The sequence below is a fragment of the Kribbella sp. NPDC050820 genome (assembly GCF_040653975.1).
Lineage (GTDB): Bacteria > Actinomycetota > Actinomycetes > Propionibacteriales > Kribbellaceae > Kribbella.
This window is the reverse complement of sequence record NZ_JBFAHB010000007.1, coordinates 12,017-29,252: the sequence shown is the minus strand read 5'-3', so window position 1 is coordinate 29,252 and position 17,236 is coordinate 12,017. Positions and strand designations below refer to the sequence as shown.

13 protein-coding genes are annotated in these 17,236 nt (G+C 70.2%); 7 read left to right on the top strand and 6 right to left on the bottom strand.

Translation table 11 applies throughout. The features are described from left to right. Positions 1 to 44: 44 nt before the first annotated feature. Positions 45 to 584 (top strand): GNAT family protein, encoded by a 540-nt coding sequence (locus AB0H36_RS08830; RefSeq protein ID WP_360518897.1) that lies wholly within the window; start codon positions 45 to 47, stop codon positions 582 to 584. On the opposite strand, the gene AB0H36_RS08825 is transcribed toward AB0H36_RS08830, so the two are convergent. The 6 genes from AB0H36_RS08825 to AB0H36_RS08800 are packed head-to-tail and all read right to left on the bottom strand — an operon-like array spanning position 581 to position 7,307. Continuing rightward, the gene (locus AB0H36_RS08825) at positions 581 to 1,396 is read right to left on the bottom strand and encodes a bifunctional allantoicase/(S)-ureidoglycine aminohydrolase (protein WP_360518894.1); all 816 of its coding nucleotides are present in this window, start codon (positions 1,394 to 1,396) and stop codon (positions 581 to 583) included. The genes AB0H36_RS08830 and AB0H36_RS08825 overlap by 4 nt on opposite strands. Further along, positions 1,393 to 2,724, bottom strand: coding sequence for an allantoinase AllB (allB, locus tag AB0H36_RS08820; RefSeq protein WP_360518891.1), 1,332 nt, complete (start codon positions 2,722 to 2,724; stop codon positions 1,393 to 1,395). The genes AB0H36_RS08825 and allB overlap by 4 nt, the downstream gene beginning before the upstream one ends. Further along, a complete protein-coding gene (locus AB0H36_RS08815; RefSeq protein ID WP_360518888.1) occupies positions 2,721 to 3,830 on the bottom strand; it encodes a glycerate kinase in 1,110 nt (369 codons plus the stop codon). Before AB0H36_RS08815 ends, allB begins: the two co-directional genes overlap by 4 nt. Further along, the gene (gcl, locus tag AB0H36_RS08810) at positions 3,827 to 5,599 is read right to left on the bottom strand and encodes a glyoxylate carboligase (protein ID WP_360518885.1); all 1,773 of its coding nucleotides are present in this window, start codon (positions 5,597 to 5,599) and stop codon (positions 3,827 to 3,829) included. The genes AB0H36_RS08815 and gcl overlap by 4 nt, the downstream gene beginning before the upstream one ends. Then, the gene (locus AB0H36_RS08805) at positions 5,599 to 6,483 is read right to left on the bottom strand and encodes a 2-hydroxy-3-oxopropionate reductase (RefSeq protein WP_360518882.1); all 885 of its coding nucleotides are present in this window, start codon (positions 6,481 to 6,483) and stop codon (positions 5,599 to 5,601) included. Before AB0H36_RS08805 ends, gcl begins: the two co-directional genes overlap by 1 nt. A gap of 23 nt (positions 6,484 to 6,506) precedes the next feature. Next, entirely contained in the window at positions 6,507 to 7,307 is an 801-nt protein-coding gene (locus AB0H36_RS08800; RefSeq protein ID WP_360518879.1) for a TIM barrel protein, read from the bottom strand. A 155-nt stretch (positions 7,308 to 7,462) separates the two neighbouring features. On the opposite strand from AB0H36_RS08800, the gene AB0H36_RS08795 reads away from it, so the two are divergent. The 6 genes from AB0H36_RS08795 to guaD all read left to right on the top strand — a co-directional run bounded on the left by AB0H36_RS08795 (position 7,463) and on the right by guaD (position 16,992). Further along, a complete protein-coding gene (locus AB0H36_RS08795; protein WP_360518876.1) occupies positions 7,463 to 8,995 on the top strand; it encodes a helix-turn-helix domain-containing protein in 1,533 nt (510 codons plus the stop codon). Positions 8,996 to 9,151: 156 nt separating this feature from the next. Continuing rightward, the gene (uraD, locus tag AB0H36_RS08790) at positions 9,152 to 11,077 is read left to right on the top strand and encodes a 2-oxo-4-hydroxy-4-carboxy-5-ureidoimidazoline decarboxylase (RefSeq protein WP_360518873.1); all 1,926 of its coding nucleotides are present in this window, start codon (positions 9,152 to 9,154) and stop codon (positions 11,075 to 11,077) included. Then, positions 11,074 to 12,516 (top strand): FAD binding domain-containing protein, encoded by a 1,443-nt coding sequence (locus AB0H36_RS08785; RefSeq protein ID WP_360518870.1) that lies wholly within the window; start codon positions 11,074 to 11,076, stop codon positions 12,514 to 12,516. Before uraD ends, AB0H36_RS08785 begins: the two co-directional genes overlap by 4 nt. After that, the gene (gene xdhB, locus AB0H36_RS08780) at positions 12,513 to 14,876 is read left to right on the top strand and encodes a xanthine dehydrogenase molybdopterin binding subunit (protein ID WP_360518867.1); all 2,364 of its coding nucleotides are present in this window, start codon (positions 12,513 to 12,515) and stop codon (positions 14,874 to 14,876) included. The genes AB0H36_RS08785 and xdhB overlap by 4 nt, the downstream gene beginning before the upstream one ends. Further along, the gene (gene xdhC, locus AB0H36_RS08775) at positions 14,873 to 15,715 is read left to right on the top strand and encodes a xanthine dehydrogenase accessory protein XdhC (protein WP_360518864.1); all 843 of its coding nucleotides are present in this window, start codon (positions 14,873 to 14,875) and stop codon (positions 15,713 to 15,715) included. The genes xdhB and xdhC overlap by 4 nt, the downstream gene beginning before the upstream one ends. Further along, positions 15,712 to 16,992, top strand: a complete 1,281-nt coding sequence (guaD, locus tag AB0H36_RS08770; protein WP_360518861.1) for a guanine deaminase — start codon at positions 15,712 to 15,714, stop codon at positions 16,990 to 16,992. The genes xdhC and guaD overlap by 4 nt, the downstream gene beginning before the upstream one ends. Positions 16,993 to 17,236 lie beyond the last annotated feature (244 nt).

The following is a 17,236-nucleotide window of genomic DNA, read 5'->3' as shown; positions in this document are numbered from 1 at the left end:
CGGGAGAGGGTTTGCCCAGGCAGCGTCGGCGGTAGATTTCATGGATGGGATATGCGCTGGGGCAGCTGGATCTTCGGCGGTGGCGAACGGCGGACGCGCTGCGGTTGTCGGCGGCGCACCAGGATCCCGAGATGGTGAACCAGGGCGGGATCGTGGACACGGCGTCGGCGGTCGACTGGATCGGCCGGGTGGCCGACCTGGACAACGGCCACGTCTACGCCGTGGCGGACGCCGAGGACCACCCGATCGGGTGCGTCGCGGTGACGAACATCGACCGGCACCAGGTCGGCTGGACCTGGTACTGGACGCTCGCCGAGGTCCGCGGCCAGGGCATCGCCCGCGACGCGCTCCGCGCCCTCGCCAACTGGGCCCACCAGGAGGCCGGCCTCTACCGCCTCGAGCTCGGCCACCGCACCAACAACCCGGCCTCCTGCAGCGTCGCCGCCGGCGCCGGCTTCCTCTACGAAGGCCTGGAACGCCAACGCCTCGCCTACGACGGCACCCGGTACGACGTCGAACGCCACGCCCGCCTGGCCACCGACCCCCTCCATCCCCCGCAGCGCCCGGTGACGATCAGTCTCTAGAGGGTCAGCTTCGGGTGCCGGTTGACGTCCTTGTAAAGCAGGTAGCGGAAGCGGCCGGGGCCGCCGGCGTAGCAGGCCTGGGGGCAGAAGGCGCGGAGCCACATGAAGTCGCCCTCCTGCACCTCGACCCAGTCCTTGTTCAGGAGGTAGACGGCCTTGCCTTCGAGGACGTACAGGCCGTGCTCCATCACGTGCGTCTCCGGGAACGGGATCACGCCGCCGGGCTCGAAGCTGACGATGTTGACGTGCATGTCGTGCCGTACGTCGTCCGGGTCGACGAACCGCTGCGTCTTCCAGCGGCCCTCGGTGCCCGGCATCTCCACACCCTCGACGTCCACCTCGTTGGTGACGAACGGCTCGGGGACGTCGATCCCCTCCACCCGCTCGTACGCCTTCCGGACCAGGTGGAACCGGGCGACCTGCTCGCTGGTGTTGTGCAGCGTCCAGTCGGCCGCCGGCGGCAGGAACGCGTAACCGCCCGGCCCGAGGTCGTGCTTCTCACCGGCGACCGTCAGCGTCACGTTGCCCTCGACAACGAACACGACCGCCTCGGCGCCCGGGTCGGTCTCCGGCCTGTCACTGCCACCGCCCGGCGCGACCTCCACGATGTACTGCGAGAACGTCTCGGCGAACCCGGACAACGGCCGCGCGATCACCCACAGCCGCGTGTCGTTCCAGAACGGCAGCCGGCTGGTGACGATGTCGCGCATGGTCCCGCGCGGCAGGACGGCGTACGCCTCGGTGAAGACGGCGCGGTCGGTGGTCAGATCGGTCTGGGCGGGCAGCCCACCGCTCGGAGAGTAGTAGGTCATCCGTGTCCTCCTCGGGTCAGCAGCCGTCCTCGGGGGCCGGCGTCGATGTCGACCAGGGCGCCGCGCAGCCAGGTGCTGCGGACGACGCCGTCGAGCCGACGTCCGTCGTACGGGGTGATGGCGTTCTTGTGGTGCAGGGTGCTCGCGTCCACCACGAACGTCGCGTCCGGGGCGAAGACGCAGAAGTCGGCGTCGTACCCGGTCTCGATCCTGCCTTTGTGCGGTACGGCGGGCGCCTGACACATCCAGCGTGCGACGTCGGCCAGCGTGAAGCCGCGCGCGCGGGCTCCGGTCCAGACGGCGGAGAGGCCGAGCTGGAGGGAGGCGATCCCGCCCCAGGCCTCGCCGAAGTCGCCGGTGTCGAGGCGTTTGAGCTCGATCGTGGACGGCGAGTGGTCGGACACGACCAGGTCGATCACGCCGTCGCGCAGGCCGTCCCAGAGCAGCTCGCGGTTCGCGGCCTCCCGGATCGGCGGGCAGCACTTGTACTGCGTGGCGCCGTCGGGGATCTCCTCCGCGGTGAAGGTCAGGTAGTGCGGGCAGGTCTCGGCGGTGATCCGGACGCCCGACTGTCGTGCCCGGGCGATCATCGGGAGGACGTCGGCGCAGGACACGTGCAGGATGTGGACGCGGCAACCGGTCCGTCGGGCGAGCTCGATGACGCCGGCCACGGCCTTGGTCTCTGCCGCGCGGGGCCGGGACAGCAGGAAGGCTTGGTAGCTGGCGCCCTTCGGTGATGGTGCGTCGTCGATCCGGTGCGCGTCCTCGGCGTGCACGATCAGCAGGCCGTCGAACGCGGTGATCTCGCGCATGACGAGCCTGAGCTCGTCCTGCGCCAGCGGCGGGAACTCGTCGACGCCGCTGTGCAGGAGGAAGCACTTGAAGCCGAAGACCCCGGCGTCGTGCAGCGGGCGCAGCTGGGCGAGATTGCCCGGGATAGCGCCGCCCCAGAAGCCGACGTCGACGTACGCCTGGCCGGCCGCGGTCTTCCGCTTCAGCTCCAGCGCAGGTACGTCGCAGGTCGGCGGGATGCTGTTGAGCGGCATGTCGATGATCGTGGTGACGCCGCCGGCAGCGGCTGCCCGGGTCGCGGAGGTGAAGCCTTCCCAGTCCGTGCGACCGGGGTCGTTCACGTGCACGTGCGAGTCGACCAGGCCGGGCATCAGCACCTCGTCGTCGGCCAGGATCAGCTCTCGGGCGGCGTCGAGCTGGGCGTCGTACGGCGCTATGGCGGCGATCCGACCGTCCCGCACCCCGACCGCATGCGGGGCTTCACCCGCGGCGGTGATCACGCGGCGAGCCCTGATGACGAGATCCAGCGAGGTCATGCGATGCCCCTCTCGGTTGCTGTCATCGTAGATCTCGGCAGGTGACCGGCCGCGATCTTCTCGCCGAGTTGCCGGAGCAGCGGGATCGGCTCGCCGATACAACGCCGTACGTCGGGCTCGAGGTCGGTCAACGCGTAGGCGGCCGCGATCCCGGCTTCCTCGAGCCTGTGGCGGTCGAGCCGATTGGTGCCGCACACGGCCACCACCAGAACCCCCGCCGCCCGAGCCGCCGCCGCCACTCCCGCGACCGCCTTCCCATGCAACGTCTGCTCGTCCAGCGCACCCTCGCCGGTGACTACGAGGTCCGCGCCTTGGAGCTGCTCGTGGAAGCGAACGAGATCGAGCATCAGCCCGATCCCGGGCCGCAGTTCGGCCCCCAGCAGGGCGACCGCCGCAAACCCCACTCCACCCGCTGCCCCGGCCCCGGGTACATCCCGCAGGTCACGCCCGGTCTCCCGAGCCACGAGATCCGCCCACCGGCCGAGAGCAGCATCCAGCTGCGCGACTTGGGCGGTGTCGGCGCCCTTCTGCGGCCCGTAGACAGCTGCAGCACCCGACGGCCCGGTCAGAGGGTTGTCGACGTCACACGCCACCACAACCTCGACACCAGCGATCCGCTCACGAAGTGCGGTCAGCTCCAGGGATTCCTCACTGATGGTGGCACCCATGGCGCGGACCAGGCCGGTGCCGCCGTCGGTGGAGGCGCTGCCGCCGATGCCCAGGATCACCCGGGTGCAGCCGTTGTCGATGGCCGCGGCCATCAGCTCGCCGGTGCCGCGGGAGGTTGCGGTCATGGGTGCGAACCGGCCGCCGGGGAGGCGGACCAGGCCTGAGGCGTCCGCGAGCTCTACGACTGCGGTGTCGCCGCGGCGGGCGAACCCACTGCGCACGCGCGAGCCGGTCGGGCCGGTCACGGTCACCGCGACCAGTTCGAATCCGGCGGCGACGGCGGCGGCGAGGGTGCCGTCGCCGCCGTCGGCCACTGGTACGGCGTCCACGGTCACGTCGGGGTCGGCACGCCGTACCCCTTCGCGAACCGCCACCGCCACCTGGTTGCTGGTGAGGCTGCCCTTGAACTTGTCGGAGGCAACCACCACGCGGGTCATCGGACCGCGATGGCGGTCGGGGCGTCCTCGGGGCGCTCCGCCAGGTCTTCGAACTCGGTCACGTTGTCGATCTCCAGGCCCATCGAGACGTTGGTGACGCGTTCGAGGATGACCTCGACGACGACCGGCACCTGGAACTCGGCCATGAGCTTCTTGGCCTTCTCCAGGGCGGGCAGGATCTCGTCGGGCTCGGTGACCCGGAGGGCCTTGCAGCCCAGGCCTTCGGCGACCTTGACGTGGTCGACGCCGTAGCCGTTGACCTCGGGGCTGTTGATGTTCTCGAAGGACAGCTGCACGCAGAAGTCCATGTCGAACCCGCGCTGCGCCTGACGGATCAGACCGAGGTAGGAGTTGTTCACGACGACGTGGACGTACGGGATGTTGAACTGCGCGCCGACCGCCAGCTCCTCGATCAGGAACTGGAAGTCGTAGTCACCCGACAGCGCGACCACAGTGCTCTCCGGGTCCGCCACCGCGACCCCCAGCGTCGCCGGAACGGTCCACCCCAGCGGCCCAGCCTGGCCGGCATTGATCCAGTGCCGCGGCCGGTAGACGTGCAACATCTGAGCCGCCTGGATCTGCGACAGCCCGATGGTCGACACGTAGCGGGTGTCCGGCCCGAACGCCCGGTTCATCTCCTCGTAGACCCGCTGCGGCTTGATCGGCACGACGTCGAAGTGCGTCTTGCGCAGCAACGCCGTACGGCGTTCCTGACACTCCGCAACCCACGCGGACCGGTCCGCCAGGCGACCGTCGGCGACCCACTCCCGCGCGACCTCGACGAACACCTCGAGCGCGGCGCGCGCATCGGACACGATGCCGTAGTCCGGCGAGAACACCCGGCCGATCTGCGTCGGCTCGATGTCGACGTGGATGAACTTGCGGCCCTCGGTGTAGGTCCCGACCGACCCGGTGTGCCGGTTGGCCCACCGGTTGCCGATGCCGAACACCAGGTCCGAGGCGAGCAGCGTCGCGTTCCCGTAGCGGTGCGAGGTCTGCAGCCCGACCATGCCGGCCATCAGCCGGTGGTCGTCCGGGATCGAGCCCCAGCCCATCAGCGTCGGTACGACGGGCACCCCGACCAACTCGGCGAACTCGACCAGCAGGTCGGACGCGTCCGCGTTGATGATCCCGCCACCGGCCACGAGCAGCGGCCGCTCCGCGGCGTTCAGCATCGCGAGAGCCTTCTCCGCCTGTGCCCGCGTCGCGGCCGGCTTGGCCACCGGCAGCGGTTCGTACGTCTCGATGTCGAAGTCGATCTCGGCCAGCTGGACGTCCAGCGGCAGGTCGATCAGCACCGGACCCGGGCGGCCGTCCCGCATCAGCTGGAAGGCCTTCTGGAAGGTGCCGGGCACCTGCGCCGGCTCCATCACCGTGACCGCCCACTTCGCGACCGGCTTGGCGATCGAGGCGATGTCGACGGCCTGGAAGTCCTCCTTGTGCAGCTTGGCGACCGGCGCCTGGCCGGTGATGCACAGGATCGGGATCGAGTCCGCGGAGGCGGAGTACAGCCCGGTGATCATGTCGGTGCCGGCCGGTCCCGACGTACCGATGCAGACGCCGATGTTGCCGGCCTTCGCCCGGGTGTAGCCCTCGGCCATGTGGGACGCGCCCTCGACGTGGCGGGCCAGCACGTGCTTGATCCCGCCGTGCTTCTTCATCGCGCTGTAGAAGGGGTTGATCGCGGCACCGGGCAGCCCGAAGGTCTGGGTGGAACCTTCCTTCTCCAGGATCAGGACCGCGGCGTCGACCGCGCGCATGCGTGCCATCAGCCCGACGCCTTTCCGGACAGGCGCTCCACGCCACGCAGCAGCGCGGAGTGGTCGAGGCCGCCGTCACCGTTGGCCCGGGCGGACGCGACCAACTGGGCGACGAGCGAGCCGAGCGGTACGGCGACACCCGCCTCGCGGGCTGCGGCGGTGACGATGCCCATGTCCTTGTGGTGCAGGTCGATCCGGAAGCCGGGCTGGAACGAGCGCCCCAGCATGTTCTCCTTCTTCTGGTTCAGCACCGACGAGCCGGCCAGGCCACCGCCGAGGACCTCCAGGGCGGCCTTGGTGTCGACGCCGTACGCCTCCAGGAACACGACGGACTCGGCCAGCGCCTGGATGTTGGCGGCAACGATCAGCTGGTTCGCCGCCTTGACGGTCTGGCCGGACCCGCTCGGGCCGACGTGCACGACGGTCTTGCCGACCACGTCGAACAGCGGCTTGGCGGCCTCGAAGTCGTCCGCGTCGCCGCCGACCATGATCGACAGCGCGGCGTTCTTTGCGCCGGCCTCACCACCGGAGACGGGAGCGTCCAGGATCCGGAAGCCCAGCGCCCGGGCCTGCTCGGCCAGCGACTGGGTGACGTCCGGCCGGATGCTGGAGAAGTCGATGATCAGCGAGCCGGTCTCGGCGTGCTGGAAGACGCCGTCCTCGCCGGCCAGGACCTCCTCGACGTCGGGTGAGTCGGGCACCATCACGCAGATCACGTCGGCGCCCTTGATCGCGTCGGCGACCGAGGTCGCGTACCGGCCGCCGGCCTCGACCAGCGGAGCGCCGCGCTCGGGAGTGCGGTCGAGGCCGGCGACGTTGTGACCGGCGGCGGCCAGGTGCACAGCCATCGGGCTGCCCATGATGCCGAGGCCGATGAAGGCGATGTTCGTCATGTCGGAGATCTCCCAAAGAGGTGTCAGCGGGCGGCGCGCGGCAGCCAGCCGAAGCTGTCGACGGTGGTGGTGGAGGGCTTGTACTCCAGGCCGATCCAGCCCGAGTAGCCGTTGGCGGTGAGCGCGTCGAGCTGCCGCGCGAGCGAGAGCGTGCCGGTGCCGGGCTCGTTCCGGCCGGGGGCGTCGGCGATCTGCACGTGCGCGATCCGGTCGGTGTGCTCGGCGATCACCCGGTCGACGCCGTCGCCGTTGACCGCGAGGTGGTAGAGGTCCGCGAGCAGCCCGACGTTCGGCGCCTGCACCCGGTCGATCACGGCCAGCGCGTCGGCGGCGGTCAGCAGCGGATACCGGTCCGCGCCGCTGACGGGCTCGACCAGTACGACGCCGTCGATCCGGGCCGCCGCCTGCGCGGCGAGCGCGAGGTTCTCGACCGCGAGGTCGTCCTGCTCACTCGGGGAGTGGCCGTCCTCGCGGTTGCCGTACAGCGCGTTGAAGGCCTGGCAGCCGAGTCGCTCGCCGATGCCGACGGTGACGTCGATGTTGTCCCGGAATTCGCCGGACCGCTTCGGCCAGGACACCAGGCCGCGGTCGCCGCCGGGCATGTCGCCGGCGAAGAAGTTCAGGCCGCTCAGCTGGACGCCGGCGTCCTGGATCGCGGACACGAACGCGTCGACGTGCCGGTCGGTAGGCACCGCCTCGACGAACGGCCACCAGAACTCGACGGCGCCGAAGCCGGCCCGCCGGGCGGCCGCCGGGCGCTCCAGCAGCGGAAGCTCGGTGAACAGCAGCGAGCAGTTCACCGTGTAGCGCAGCGGGTTGGTCATGGCATTCTCGACTTTCCGTATTGCGGAAGTTGAATTCTGTTCTGCGAAAAGACCATAGGTGGGCCAGCGCGCCGGCGTCAAGGGAAAGGTTTCCGGCCGGGTGCCCGGGCGTTGTACGTTCCTCTGAGAACCACACCGGGCGGAGGAGGTGCGCCGTGCTGCTGTCCGAGCTGCTCGACGCGCCCGAGCTCGGGCTCCGCCTGCTGCACCTGGCCGACGACTCACTCGCCCGTCCGGTCGGCCGGCTGGTCACCACCGACCTGCTCGAACCCGGCCGGTACCTGAGCGGCGGCGAGCTGGTGCTGACCGGCCTGGTCTGGCGCCGGAGCGAGGCGGACAGCGAGACCTTCGTCTCCTCGATGGCGGTCCGGGGCGCCACCACGATCCTGGCCGGGAAGGCGTTGCTCGGCGCCGTCCCCGAGGATCTGCTCGAGGCCTGCCACCGCCACCAGGTCACCCTCGTCGAGGTCCCCATCGAGATCGCGTTCGCCGACATCACCGAGTACGTCGCCGCCGCAGGCTCGGCCGAGACGGGGATGCGGCTGTCCGCGAGCCTGGTCCGGCAACGGCAACTGTTGTCGTCGATCGCGGCCGGCCGGAGTCTCGACGAACTCGCCGACCGCATCTCCGCCGAGATCGGGCACGACTGCCGGGTGATCACGCCGACCGGCCGGCACGTCGTACCCGGGCCTGGTCGTCTGGACGAGGAAGTGCTCGACGTGCTCTCGCGGCGGTTCCTGACCGCGGACCGGACTCCTGCGGTCGCCGACGCCTTCGGTACGTCGTACAGCCTGTTCCCGGTCGGGTCGGGTCTGGGGAATCGGCTGACGGCGTGGGTGCTGGCGATCGAGGGCAACCACACGGACTGGTCCCGCGACCACGTCGAGGCAGTGCAAGAGCTGTGCGCGATCGCCGCGCTGGACAGGGCTCGCCGGGACGAAGGGCGGCTGGCGTTGCGGCCTCTGGTGGCTGACGCGCTGGCATTGGTCGAGTCGGGCGCACCGCATGCCGAAGTCGCCATCCGGCTGCGGCAGGCCGGTGCGCACTCGGACCTGCCGATGGTGGTCGCAGTGGCGGACCTGCGCGACGACGGGCCGAGCGAGGTCGCGATCACGCTGCTCGAGGATGTCGCGCTCACGTTCGGTCCCGCGGTCGTGGCGCCGGGGCGTAACGGGGTGCTCGTCGCGTTGCTGCCGTTCGTCCCCGGGCTGCCGGAGCAGCTCCGCCGAGCGTTCGGCCGGCTCTCCTCGGGGCTCGTGCGCGCGCGGCTCGCGGTCGGCGTCAGCGGCGAGACCGGCGTCGACGCGCTGGTGGGTGCGCTCGAGGAGGCCCGGTTCGCACATCGGGTCGCTCGATCGGGCAGTACGCCGGTGTCGGTGGTCACGTCGGAGGAAGTCGCCTCGCACGTCCTGCTGCTCGCCACGTTGCCCGACGACGTACGGCGTACCTACACCCACCGCGTCCTCGGGCCCGTGCTCGAACACGATCGCCGTACCAACGCCGACCTGCTCGCCACGCTGCAGGAGTTCCTCGCCTGCGACGGCTCGTGGTCGCGGGCGGCCGAGGCTCTACACCTTCATGTCAACACCGTTCGCTACCGGATCGAACGCGTTGAGCAACTGACCGGTCGCGATCTGTCCCGGCTCGAGGACCGGGTGGACGTGTTCCTCGCTCTCAAGTCGCTCTGAACCGCGTGGTTTGGGTGATCGCACAAAACCGGGGCCGCCGGAGCGGGTGATCTTCGGAGGTTCACGGGGTGCAAACCGGATCGGCGCGCGCGGATGCTGTCGTGCAGATCACCAAACGCCGCCGCGCCCCCGAGCCACATCCGAGGAAGGTGCCCGATGAAGGCAATCCTGCGACCCGGCCGCCGCGCCAGCCGTCACCCCGTCGACGAGGTGCTGCCACCCGGCAAGCTCGCCGTCTACGGCTTCCAGCATGTCCTGGCGTTCTACGCCGGCGCCGTGATCGTACCGATCCTGCTCGCGAACTCGATCGGCCTCAGCACGCAGGAGCTCGTGCACCTGATCAACGCCGACCTGTTCACCTGCGGTATCGCCTCGATCATCCAGTCGGTCGGGTTCTGGAAGGTGGGCGTCCGGCTGCCGCTGCTGCAGGGCGTGACGTTCACCGCGGTGTCGCCGATGATCGCGATCGGCCTGGCCGCGGGCGGCGGGACCGACGGCCTGCTGGTCATCTACGGCGCGGTGATCGTGGCCGGTCTGGTCACCTTCTTCCTGGCCCCGTACTTCAGCAAGCTGATCCGGTTCTTCCCGCCGGTCGTGACCGGGTCCGTGATCACGATCATCGGCCTGGCGCTGCTGCCGGTGGCGGCCGGGGACGCGGTCGGCGGCGCCGGGCCGACGGCCGACCCGACCAGCGGCAAGAACCTGGCGTACGCACTGGGCACCCTCGCGCTGATCGTTGCGATCCAGCGGATCTTCAAGGGGTTCATGGCCACCATCGCCGTCCTGGTCGGCCTGGTCGCCGGCACCTTGGTCGCCTGGGCCTTCGGCGACGCGCACTTCGACGCGGTCAGCGACTCCGGCTGGGTCGGCGTGACCACGCCGTTCCACTTCGGCTGGCCGCAGTTCTCGCTCGCGGCGATCATCTCGATGGTCGTGGTCATGCTGATCACCGCGGTGGAGACGACTGGTGACGTCTTCGCGACCGGTGAGATCGTCGAGAAGCGGATCGGCCGCGAGGACGTCGCCCGCGCGCTGCGCGCCGACGGCCTGGCCACCACGATCGGCGGGGTCTTCAACTCCTTCCCCTACACGTGCTTCGCGGAGAACGTCGGCCTGGTCCGGCTGACCCGGATCAAGAGCCGCTACGTGGTCGCGGCGGCCGGCGCGATCATGATCCTGCTCGGCCTGATCCCCAAGGCCGGCGCGATCGTGGCCGGCATCCCGCACCCGGTGCTGGGCGGCGCCGCCCTGGCGATGTTCGCCACCGTGGCCGTGGTCGGCTTCCAGACCCTGGCGAAGGTCGACTTCCACGACCACCGCAACGTGGTCATCGTGGCCACCAGCGTCGGCCTGGCGATGTACGTCACCGCGCAGCCGCAGGTCGCCCAGGCGGTTCCGGGCTGGGCCGAGATCATCTTCGGCAGCGGCATCACGCTGGGCAGCCTGACCGCGATCCTGCTGAACATCGTCTTCCACCACCTCGGCAAGGACTTCGGTCCCGCGGTGGCCGGGCTGCCGGGCGACTCGGTCCGGCTGGACCAGGTGAACAAGATGAGCCGCGCGGAGTTCGTCGAGACCTTCGCCGGCCTGTTCCAGGGCCCGCGCTGGATGGTCGAGCGGGCCTGGGAGATGCGGCCGTTCACCGACACCCACGCGCTGCGCCGCTCGTTCCAGGAGGCCCTGTTCTCCGGCTCGCCCGAGGAGCAGCGGCAGCTGATCGAGTCCTACCCGCAGCTCGGCTCGCAGTTCGTCGCCGACGGCCTGAGCGGTGAGGCGTCGCTGCGAGACCAGTCCGCCCGCGGCCTGACCTTCCTGGCCGAGCCGGAGCGCGACGAGCTGGCCGCGATCACCGAGGCGTACCGGGAGCGGTTCGGCTTCCCGCTGGTGATCTCGGTCCGGGACGCGGAGTCGTTCGACCGGATCCTCGAGCAGGGCCGGGATCGGCTGGGCAACTGCGAGAACCAGGAACACGCCGCGGCCCTGCTGGAAATCGCCAAGATCGCTGGGTACCGGTTCGACGACTTCCTCTCGGACGCCAATCCGATTCATAGTGCAAGAACACGCTGGAGCACTAGCCGATGAGTACGACGACCACGCAAGCACCATCGATCACGGTCAATGGCGAACCGACCGCCCTCGGTGACGTTGCCGTGCACACCTCGGTGCTGGACTGGCTGCGGGACCGGGGCCTGACCGGGGCAAAGGAGGGCTGCGCCGAGGGCGAGTGCGGAGCATGTTCCGTGCTCGTCGCCCGGCCCGGCACCGACGCCCCGACCGAGTGGACCGCGATCAACGCCTGCCTGCTGCCGGTCGCGGCGCTCGACGGCCAGGAGGTCATCACCTCCGAGGGCCTGGGCTCCCCGGAGGAACTGCATCCGGTCCAGCGGGAGCTCGCCGTACGCGGCGGGTCACAGTGCGGGTACTGCACGCCGGGCTTCGTGTGCAGCATGGCCGCCGAGTTCTACCGCTCCACGCGTACGACGTCCAACGGGCACTGCGACCACGAGCACGGGCCGAACGGCTTCGACCTGCACTCGCTGAGCGGCAACCTGTGCCGCTGCACCGGGTACCGCCCGATCAAGGACGCGGCCTACGCGCTGGGCGAGCCGGCCGTGGACGACGCGCTGGCCGCCCGCCGGTCCGCGCCGCCGCCACCGCCGGTGGCCACCGCGATCGAGGTGGACGGCGCGGAGTTCCTGCGGCCGGCCGATCTGGCCGAGGTCCTCGAGGTGCTTGCCGAGAGCCCCGAAGCGCAGATCGTTGCCGGGTCGACCGATGTCGGGGTGGAGGTGAACCTCCGCGGCGTCCGGAAGCCGCTGGTCGTCGCGATCGACCGGCTGGCCGAGCTGCGGGAGTTCTCGTTCGGCCCGGACGAGGTCCGGCTCGGCGCCGCGCTGACGCTCAGCGAGATCGAGCGGCTGCTGGCCGGGCGGGTGCCGCTGCTGGCCCAGATGTTCCCGCAGTTCGCGTCCCGGCTGATCCGCAACGGCGCCACCATCGGCGGCAACCTCGGCACCGGCTCGCCGATCGGTGACACCCCGCCGGCCCTGCTGGCGCTGGACGCCTCGCTCGTCCTGGCGTCCCGTCGAGGTGAGCGCGTCGTACCGCTGGCGGACTACTTCACCGGCTACCGGCAGACCATGAAGGCGGCCGACGAGCTGATCCGGACGATCGTCATCCCGCTGCCGCTCGAACCGCTGTCCGCTTTCCACAAGATCGCCAAGCGGCGGTTCGACGACATCTCCAGCGTTGCCGTCGGGTACGCCGTCGACGTCGAGGACGGCGTCGTACGGCGGGCCCGCATCGGACTCGGCGGGGTCGCCGCCACTCCGCTGCGCGCGCTGGCCACCGAGCAGGCGCTGATCGGCAAGCCATGGACCGAGCGGACCGTCCGGGAGGCGGCCGCGGTGATGGCGGCCGAGGGTACGCCGATGGACGACCACCGGGCGAGCTCGTCGTACCGCTCGGCGATGCTCGGCCAGTCGCTGCTCCGGTTCTACGCGGAAGGAGTACGCGCATGAGTTCGCTGTCAGAGCGTCCGCAGCAGGCCGTTGTTGGTCTGCCGCTGCCGCACGAGAGCGCCGCGCTGCATGTCACCGGAAAGGCGCTCTACACCGACGACCTGGTGCAGCGGACCCGCGACGTCCTGCACGCCTGGCCGGTCCAGTCGCCGCACGCGCACGCCCGGATCACGGATCTGCGGGTAAAACCGGCGTACGACGTCCCTGGCGTGGTCCGCGTGCTGACGGGTGACGACGTACCTGGGGTGAACGACGCCGGCGTGAAGCACGACGAGCCGTTGTTCCCGACCGAGGCGATGTTCCACGGGCACGCGATCTGCTGGGTGCTGGCCGACACGTTGGAGGCTGCGCGACTCGGCGCGGCCGCGATCGAGGTCGACTACGAGCCGCTCGAGTCGCTGGTGACCGTCCGGGAGGCGATCGCCGCGGGCAGCTTCCAGGGCACCGGACGGCACCTGGTCCGGGGTGACGTCGAGGGTGCGTTCGCGGACGCGGCGCACGTGTTCCACGGCGAGTTCGAGTTCGCCGGGCAGGAGCACTTCTACCTGGAGACCCACTGCGCGCTCGCTCACGTCGACGAGGGCGGCCAGATCTTCATTCAGAGCAGCACGCAGCACCCGTCCGAGACGCAGGAGATCGTCGCGCACGTTCTCGGCGTGCCGAGCCACGAGGTGACCGTGCAGTGTCTCCGGATGGGAGGGGGTTTCGGAGGCAAGGAGATGCAGCCGCACGGGTTCGCTGCGATCGCCGCACTGGGATCGACGCTGACCGGACGACCCGTGCGGCTGCGGCTCAACCGGACGCAGGACCTGACGATGTCCGGCAAGCGGCACGGGTTCCACAGCGAGTGGCGGGCCGGCTTCGACGACGACGGTCACCTGGTCACGCTCGATGCCACGCTGACCTCCGACGGCGGCTGGAGCCTGGACCTGTCCGAGCCGGTGCTCGCCCGCGCGATGTGCCACATCGACAACGCCTACTGGATCCCGAACGTCCGCGTTGACGGCCGGATCGCCAAGACGAACAAGACGTCGCAGACCGCGTTCCGCGGGTTCGGCGGCCCGCAGGGCATGATCGTCGTCGAGGACATCCTCGGCCGCTGCGCCCCGCTGCTCGGGTACGACGGGACCGAGCTGCGCCGGCGCAACCTCTACCGGTTGAACGACACCACGCCGTACGGACAGCCCGTCCGGCATGCCGACCGGCTGGAGTCCTGCTGGAGCCAGGTGTCGTCCAACGGCGACGTCGTACGGCGGCAGGCGGAGATCGCGGCGTTCAACGCTTCGAATGCTCACCGGAAGCGGGCGCTGGCGATGACGCCGGTGAAGTTCGGCATCTCGTTCAACCTGACCGCGTTCAACCAGGCCGGCGCGCTCGTGCATGTCTACAAGGACGGCTCGGTGCTGATCAACCACGGCGGCACCGAGATGGGGCAGGGCCTGCACACGAAGATGCTGCAGGTCGCTGCCACCACGCTGGGTCTCCCGCTAACTCGGGTCCGGCTCGCCCCGACCCGCACCGACAAGGTGCCGAACACCTCGGCGACCGCGGCCAGCTCCGGCGCGGACCTCAACGGCGCGGCGATCAAGAACGCGTGCGAGCAGATCCTCGACCGTCTCGCGCAGGTCGCCGGCGGCCGGCTCGGGATCAGCCCGCACGACGTGCGGTTCGCCGACGGCCAGGTCAGCAGCCTGACCGGCGACAGCGTGCCGTGGGAGGAGATCATCAACAGCGCGTACCACCAGCGCGTTCAGCTCTGGGCGGCCGGCTTCTACCGCACCGAGGGCCTGCACTGGGACCCCAATGCGATGCGCGGCGAGCCCTTCAAGTACTTCGCGTACGGCGTCGCCGCGGCCGAGGTCGAGGTGGACGGGTTCAGCGGCGCCTACACGGTGCGCCGGGTCGACATCGTCCACGACGTCGGCGACAGTCTCAGCCCGTTGATCGACATCGGCCAGATCGAGGGCGGCTTCGTCCAGGGCACCGGGTGGCTGACGCTCGAGGACCTGCGCTGGGACGAGAGCACCGGCCCGAATCGCGGCCGGTTGGCCACGCAGGCGGCCAGCACGTACAAGCTGCCGAGCTTCTCGGAGATGCCTGAGGTCTTCAACGTCCAGCTGCTGGAGAAGGCGCATGAGGAAGGTGCGGTCTACGGCTCGAAGGCCGTAGGCGAGCCGCCGCTGATGCTGGCCTTCTCGGTGCGCGAAGCGTTGCGGCAGGCTGCGGCTGCGTTTGGACCTTCCGGCACGAGCGTGGATCTGCCCTCGCCAGCGACGCCGGAGGCCGTGTACTGGGCGCTCGACAAGGCCCGGTCGGCGGTCCGCGTGGAGCGCCTCGAAGCGCAGGCGAGTGGGGTGTGACGACCGAGATGGAATGGATGAAGGCGGTCGAGCGGCTCCGCGAGCAGCGGTTGCCCGGCGTCCTGGTGACCCTGATCTCGGTGCGCGGGCACTCGCCGCGCGAGGCCGGGGCGAAGATGGTGGTCGCGGCGGACGGGACCTGGGCGACTGTCGGCGGCGGCAATCTGGAGGCGCTGGCGGTCGAGCGTTCCAGGGCGATGATCACGGCGGGCATTGGCGAGCCTGAGGTGATCGAGGTCGCGTTGTCGGACAAAGCGCCGTACCAGCACGGGGTTCAGTGCTGTGGCGGTGAGGTGAAGCTGCTGCTCGAGCCGCTGCCGGTGGTTCCTGCGGTGGCGATCTTCGGCGTCGGGCACGTCGGACTCGAGCTGGCGCGGATCCTGGCCCGGCACGACATCGAGCTGCACCTGATCGACTCGCGGCCCGACCAGTTGGTGACCGAGCGGATGGTCGTCCTCGACGACGCGGTGGCCAACCTGCACGTGCACAACGTGCCGGTGCTGCCCGAGCTCGTCGTCGGCGAGCTGCCGGCCGGTACCCACGTCCTGATCATGACCCACGACCATGCGGAGGACGCCGCCCTGTGCGACGCCGCGATCCGCCGGGACGACCTGGCCACGATCGGGCTGATCGGGTCCAGCGCGAAGTGGGCTCGGTTCCGCCGCAAACTCGCCGAGGACGGCAACTCCGCCGCGGCGATCGACCGGATCACCACCCCGATCGGCCTGCCCGATCTGGCCGGCAAGGAGCCGGCCACCATCGCGGTCAGCGTCGCGGCCTGGCTGCTCCACCAGTTCGTTGCCGAACGCAACCCTGCACACCGTGAGGCGAAAGCATGACCATCTACCGAGGCACGTTCCTCGACACGCCGGAGAACCCCTTCACCGGCGGCAGCCTGCGCGTCGACGCAGACGCCGCGCTGCTGGTGACGGACGGCGTGATCGTTGCGCGCGGCACCTTCACCGACGTACGGCGGGCCAACCCGGCCGAGGAGATCGTCGACCTGCGCAGCGGCCTGGTGCTGCCCGGGTTCGTCGACACCCACGTGCACTTCCCGCAGATTCGGGCGGTCGGCGGCCTCGGGCTGCCGCTGCTGGAGTGGCTCGACCGTTATGCGCTGCCTGAGGAGGCGCGCATGGCTGACACCGCCTACGCGGCGGGGGTCGCGTCCGAGTTCGTTCGCGGGCTCGCGGCGGCGGGGACCACGAGTGCGTTGGTCTTCGGAGCGCATTACGCGGACGCTGTCGACGTACTGTTCTCGTCTGCTGCCAAGGTCGGCCTGCGGATCACCAGCGGGCTCGTCGTCAGCGACCGGCTCCTGCGGGAGGACCTGCTCACCACACCTGAGCGGGCCTATGCGGAGTCGCTGGCTCTCGCCGAGCGCTGGCACGGCGTCGGCCGGAACCGGTACGCCGTCACGCCCCGCTTCTCGCTCTCGTGCACCGACGAGCTGCTCGCTGTCTGCCAGACGCTGCTCGAGGAGATCCCGGGCTCGCTGTTCACGTCGCACGTGAACGAGAACGAGGCGGAGATCGCCACGGTGTCCGAACTGTTCGGCGGCAGCGACTACGTGAGCACGTACGACAAGCACGGGCTGGTCAACCGGCGCAGCGTGCTCGCGCACAACGTCCACCCGACCGACGTCGAGCTGAAGACGCTCGGCGAAGGCGGTGCGGCGGTCGCGCACTGCCCGACCAGCAACGCCGCGCTCGGCAGCGGACTCTTCCCACTGTCCCGGCACCTCCAGTACGGCGTCCGCGTCGCACTGGGGTCCGACGTCGGCGCAGGCACCGGCTTCTCCCTGCTGAAAGAGGGCCTGCAGGCGTACTTCTGCCAGCAACTGATCGGCGACCACGGCCATCCGCTGAACGCTGCGCACCTGCTGTACCTGGCGACCGCGGCCGGCGCGGACGCCCTGGGCCTGGACGAGGTCGGCCACCTGAGCGTCGGCCAACGCTTCGACGCCCAACTCCTCCGCCCCGCCGACGGCTCCCCCCTCGCAGTAGGCGTAGCCCACGCCGACGACGCCGAAGAAGCCCTCGCCCGCCTCTTCACCCTAGGCACCCCCGCCGACGTCCACGCAGTCTGGATCAACGGCGACCTCCTCCACCCCTAACAGTGAGGATGATGTGAGTGGGCCCCGCAGTGGTCGTCCTGACTCGCCCTCTAACTGACTTCGGGTCATTGTCGGGATCTGTCGGTCGACTACTGCGGGGCGTGCCTGCACTCACCGGGCCAGGGGTTGTGACTGCATAAGAGCCTGTGCCAGCAGGCACCCATACTGTTTGTCCGCTCGCCTCGGCTGGTGCGTGCCGCCCTGGCCCTAGCGAAAGGACGGCTGATGACCACCATCGCATGAA

Coding starts and splice junctions, on each gene's coding strand:
- AB0H36_RS08785 (WP_360518870.1), top strand. CDS start 11,074: ATGAGTACGACGACCACGCAAGCACCATCGATCACGGTCAATGGCGAA.
- AB0H36_RS08830 (WP_360518897.1), top strand. CDS start 45: ATGGGATATGCGCTGGGGCAGCTGGATCTTCGGCGGTGGCGAACGGCG.
- AB0H36_RS08800 (WP_360518879.1), bottom strand. CDS start 7,307: ATGACCAACCCGCTGCGCTACACGGTGAACTGCTCGCTGCTGTTCACC.
- AB0H36_RS08805 (WP_360518882.1), bottom strand. CDS start 6,483: ATGACGAACATCGCCTTCATCGGCCTCGGCATCATGGGCAGCCCGATG.
- AB0H36_RS08815 (WP_360518888.1), bottom strand. CDS start 3,830: ATGACCCGCGTGGTGGTTGCCTCCGACAAGTTCAAGGGCAGCCTCACC.
- uraD (WP_360518873.1), top strand. CDS start 9,152: ATGAAGGCAATCCTGCGACCCGGCCGCCGCGCCAGCCGTCACCCCGTC.
- gcl (WP_360518885.1), bottom strand. CDS start 5,599: ATGGCACGCATGCGCGCGGTCGACGCCGCGGTCCTGATCCTGGAGAAG.
- xdhB (WP_360518867.1), top strand. CDS start 12,513: ATGAGTTCGCTGTCAGAGCGTCCGCAGCAGGCCGTTGTTGGTCTGCCG.
- AB0H36_RS08825 (WP_360518894.1), bottom strand. CDS start 1,396: ATGACCTACTACTCTCCGAGCGGTGGGCTGCCCGCCCAGACCGATCTG.
- guaD (WP_360518861.1), top strand. CDS start 15,712: ATGACCATCTACCGAGGCACGTTCCTCGACACGCCGGAGAACCCCTTC.
- allB (WP_360518891.1), bottom strand. CDS start 2,724: ATGACCTCGCTGGATCTCGTCATCAGGGCTCGCCGCGTGATCACCGCC.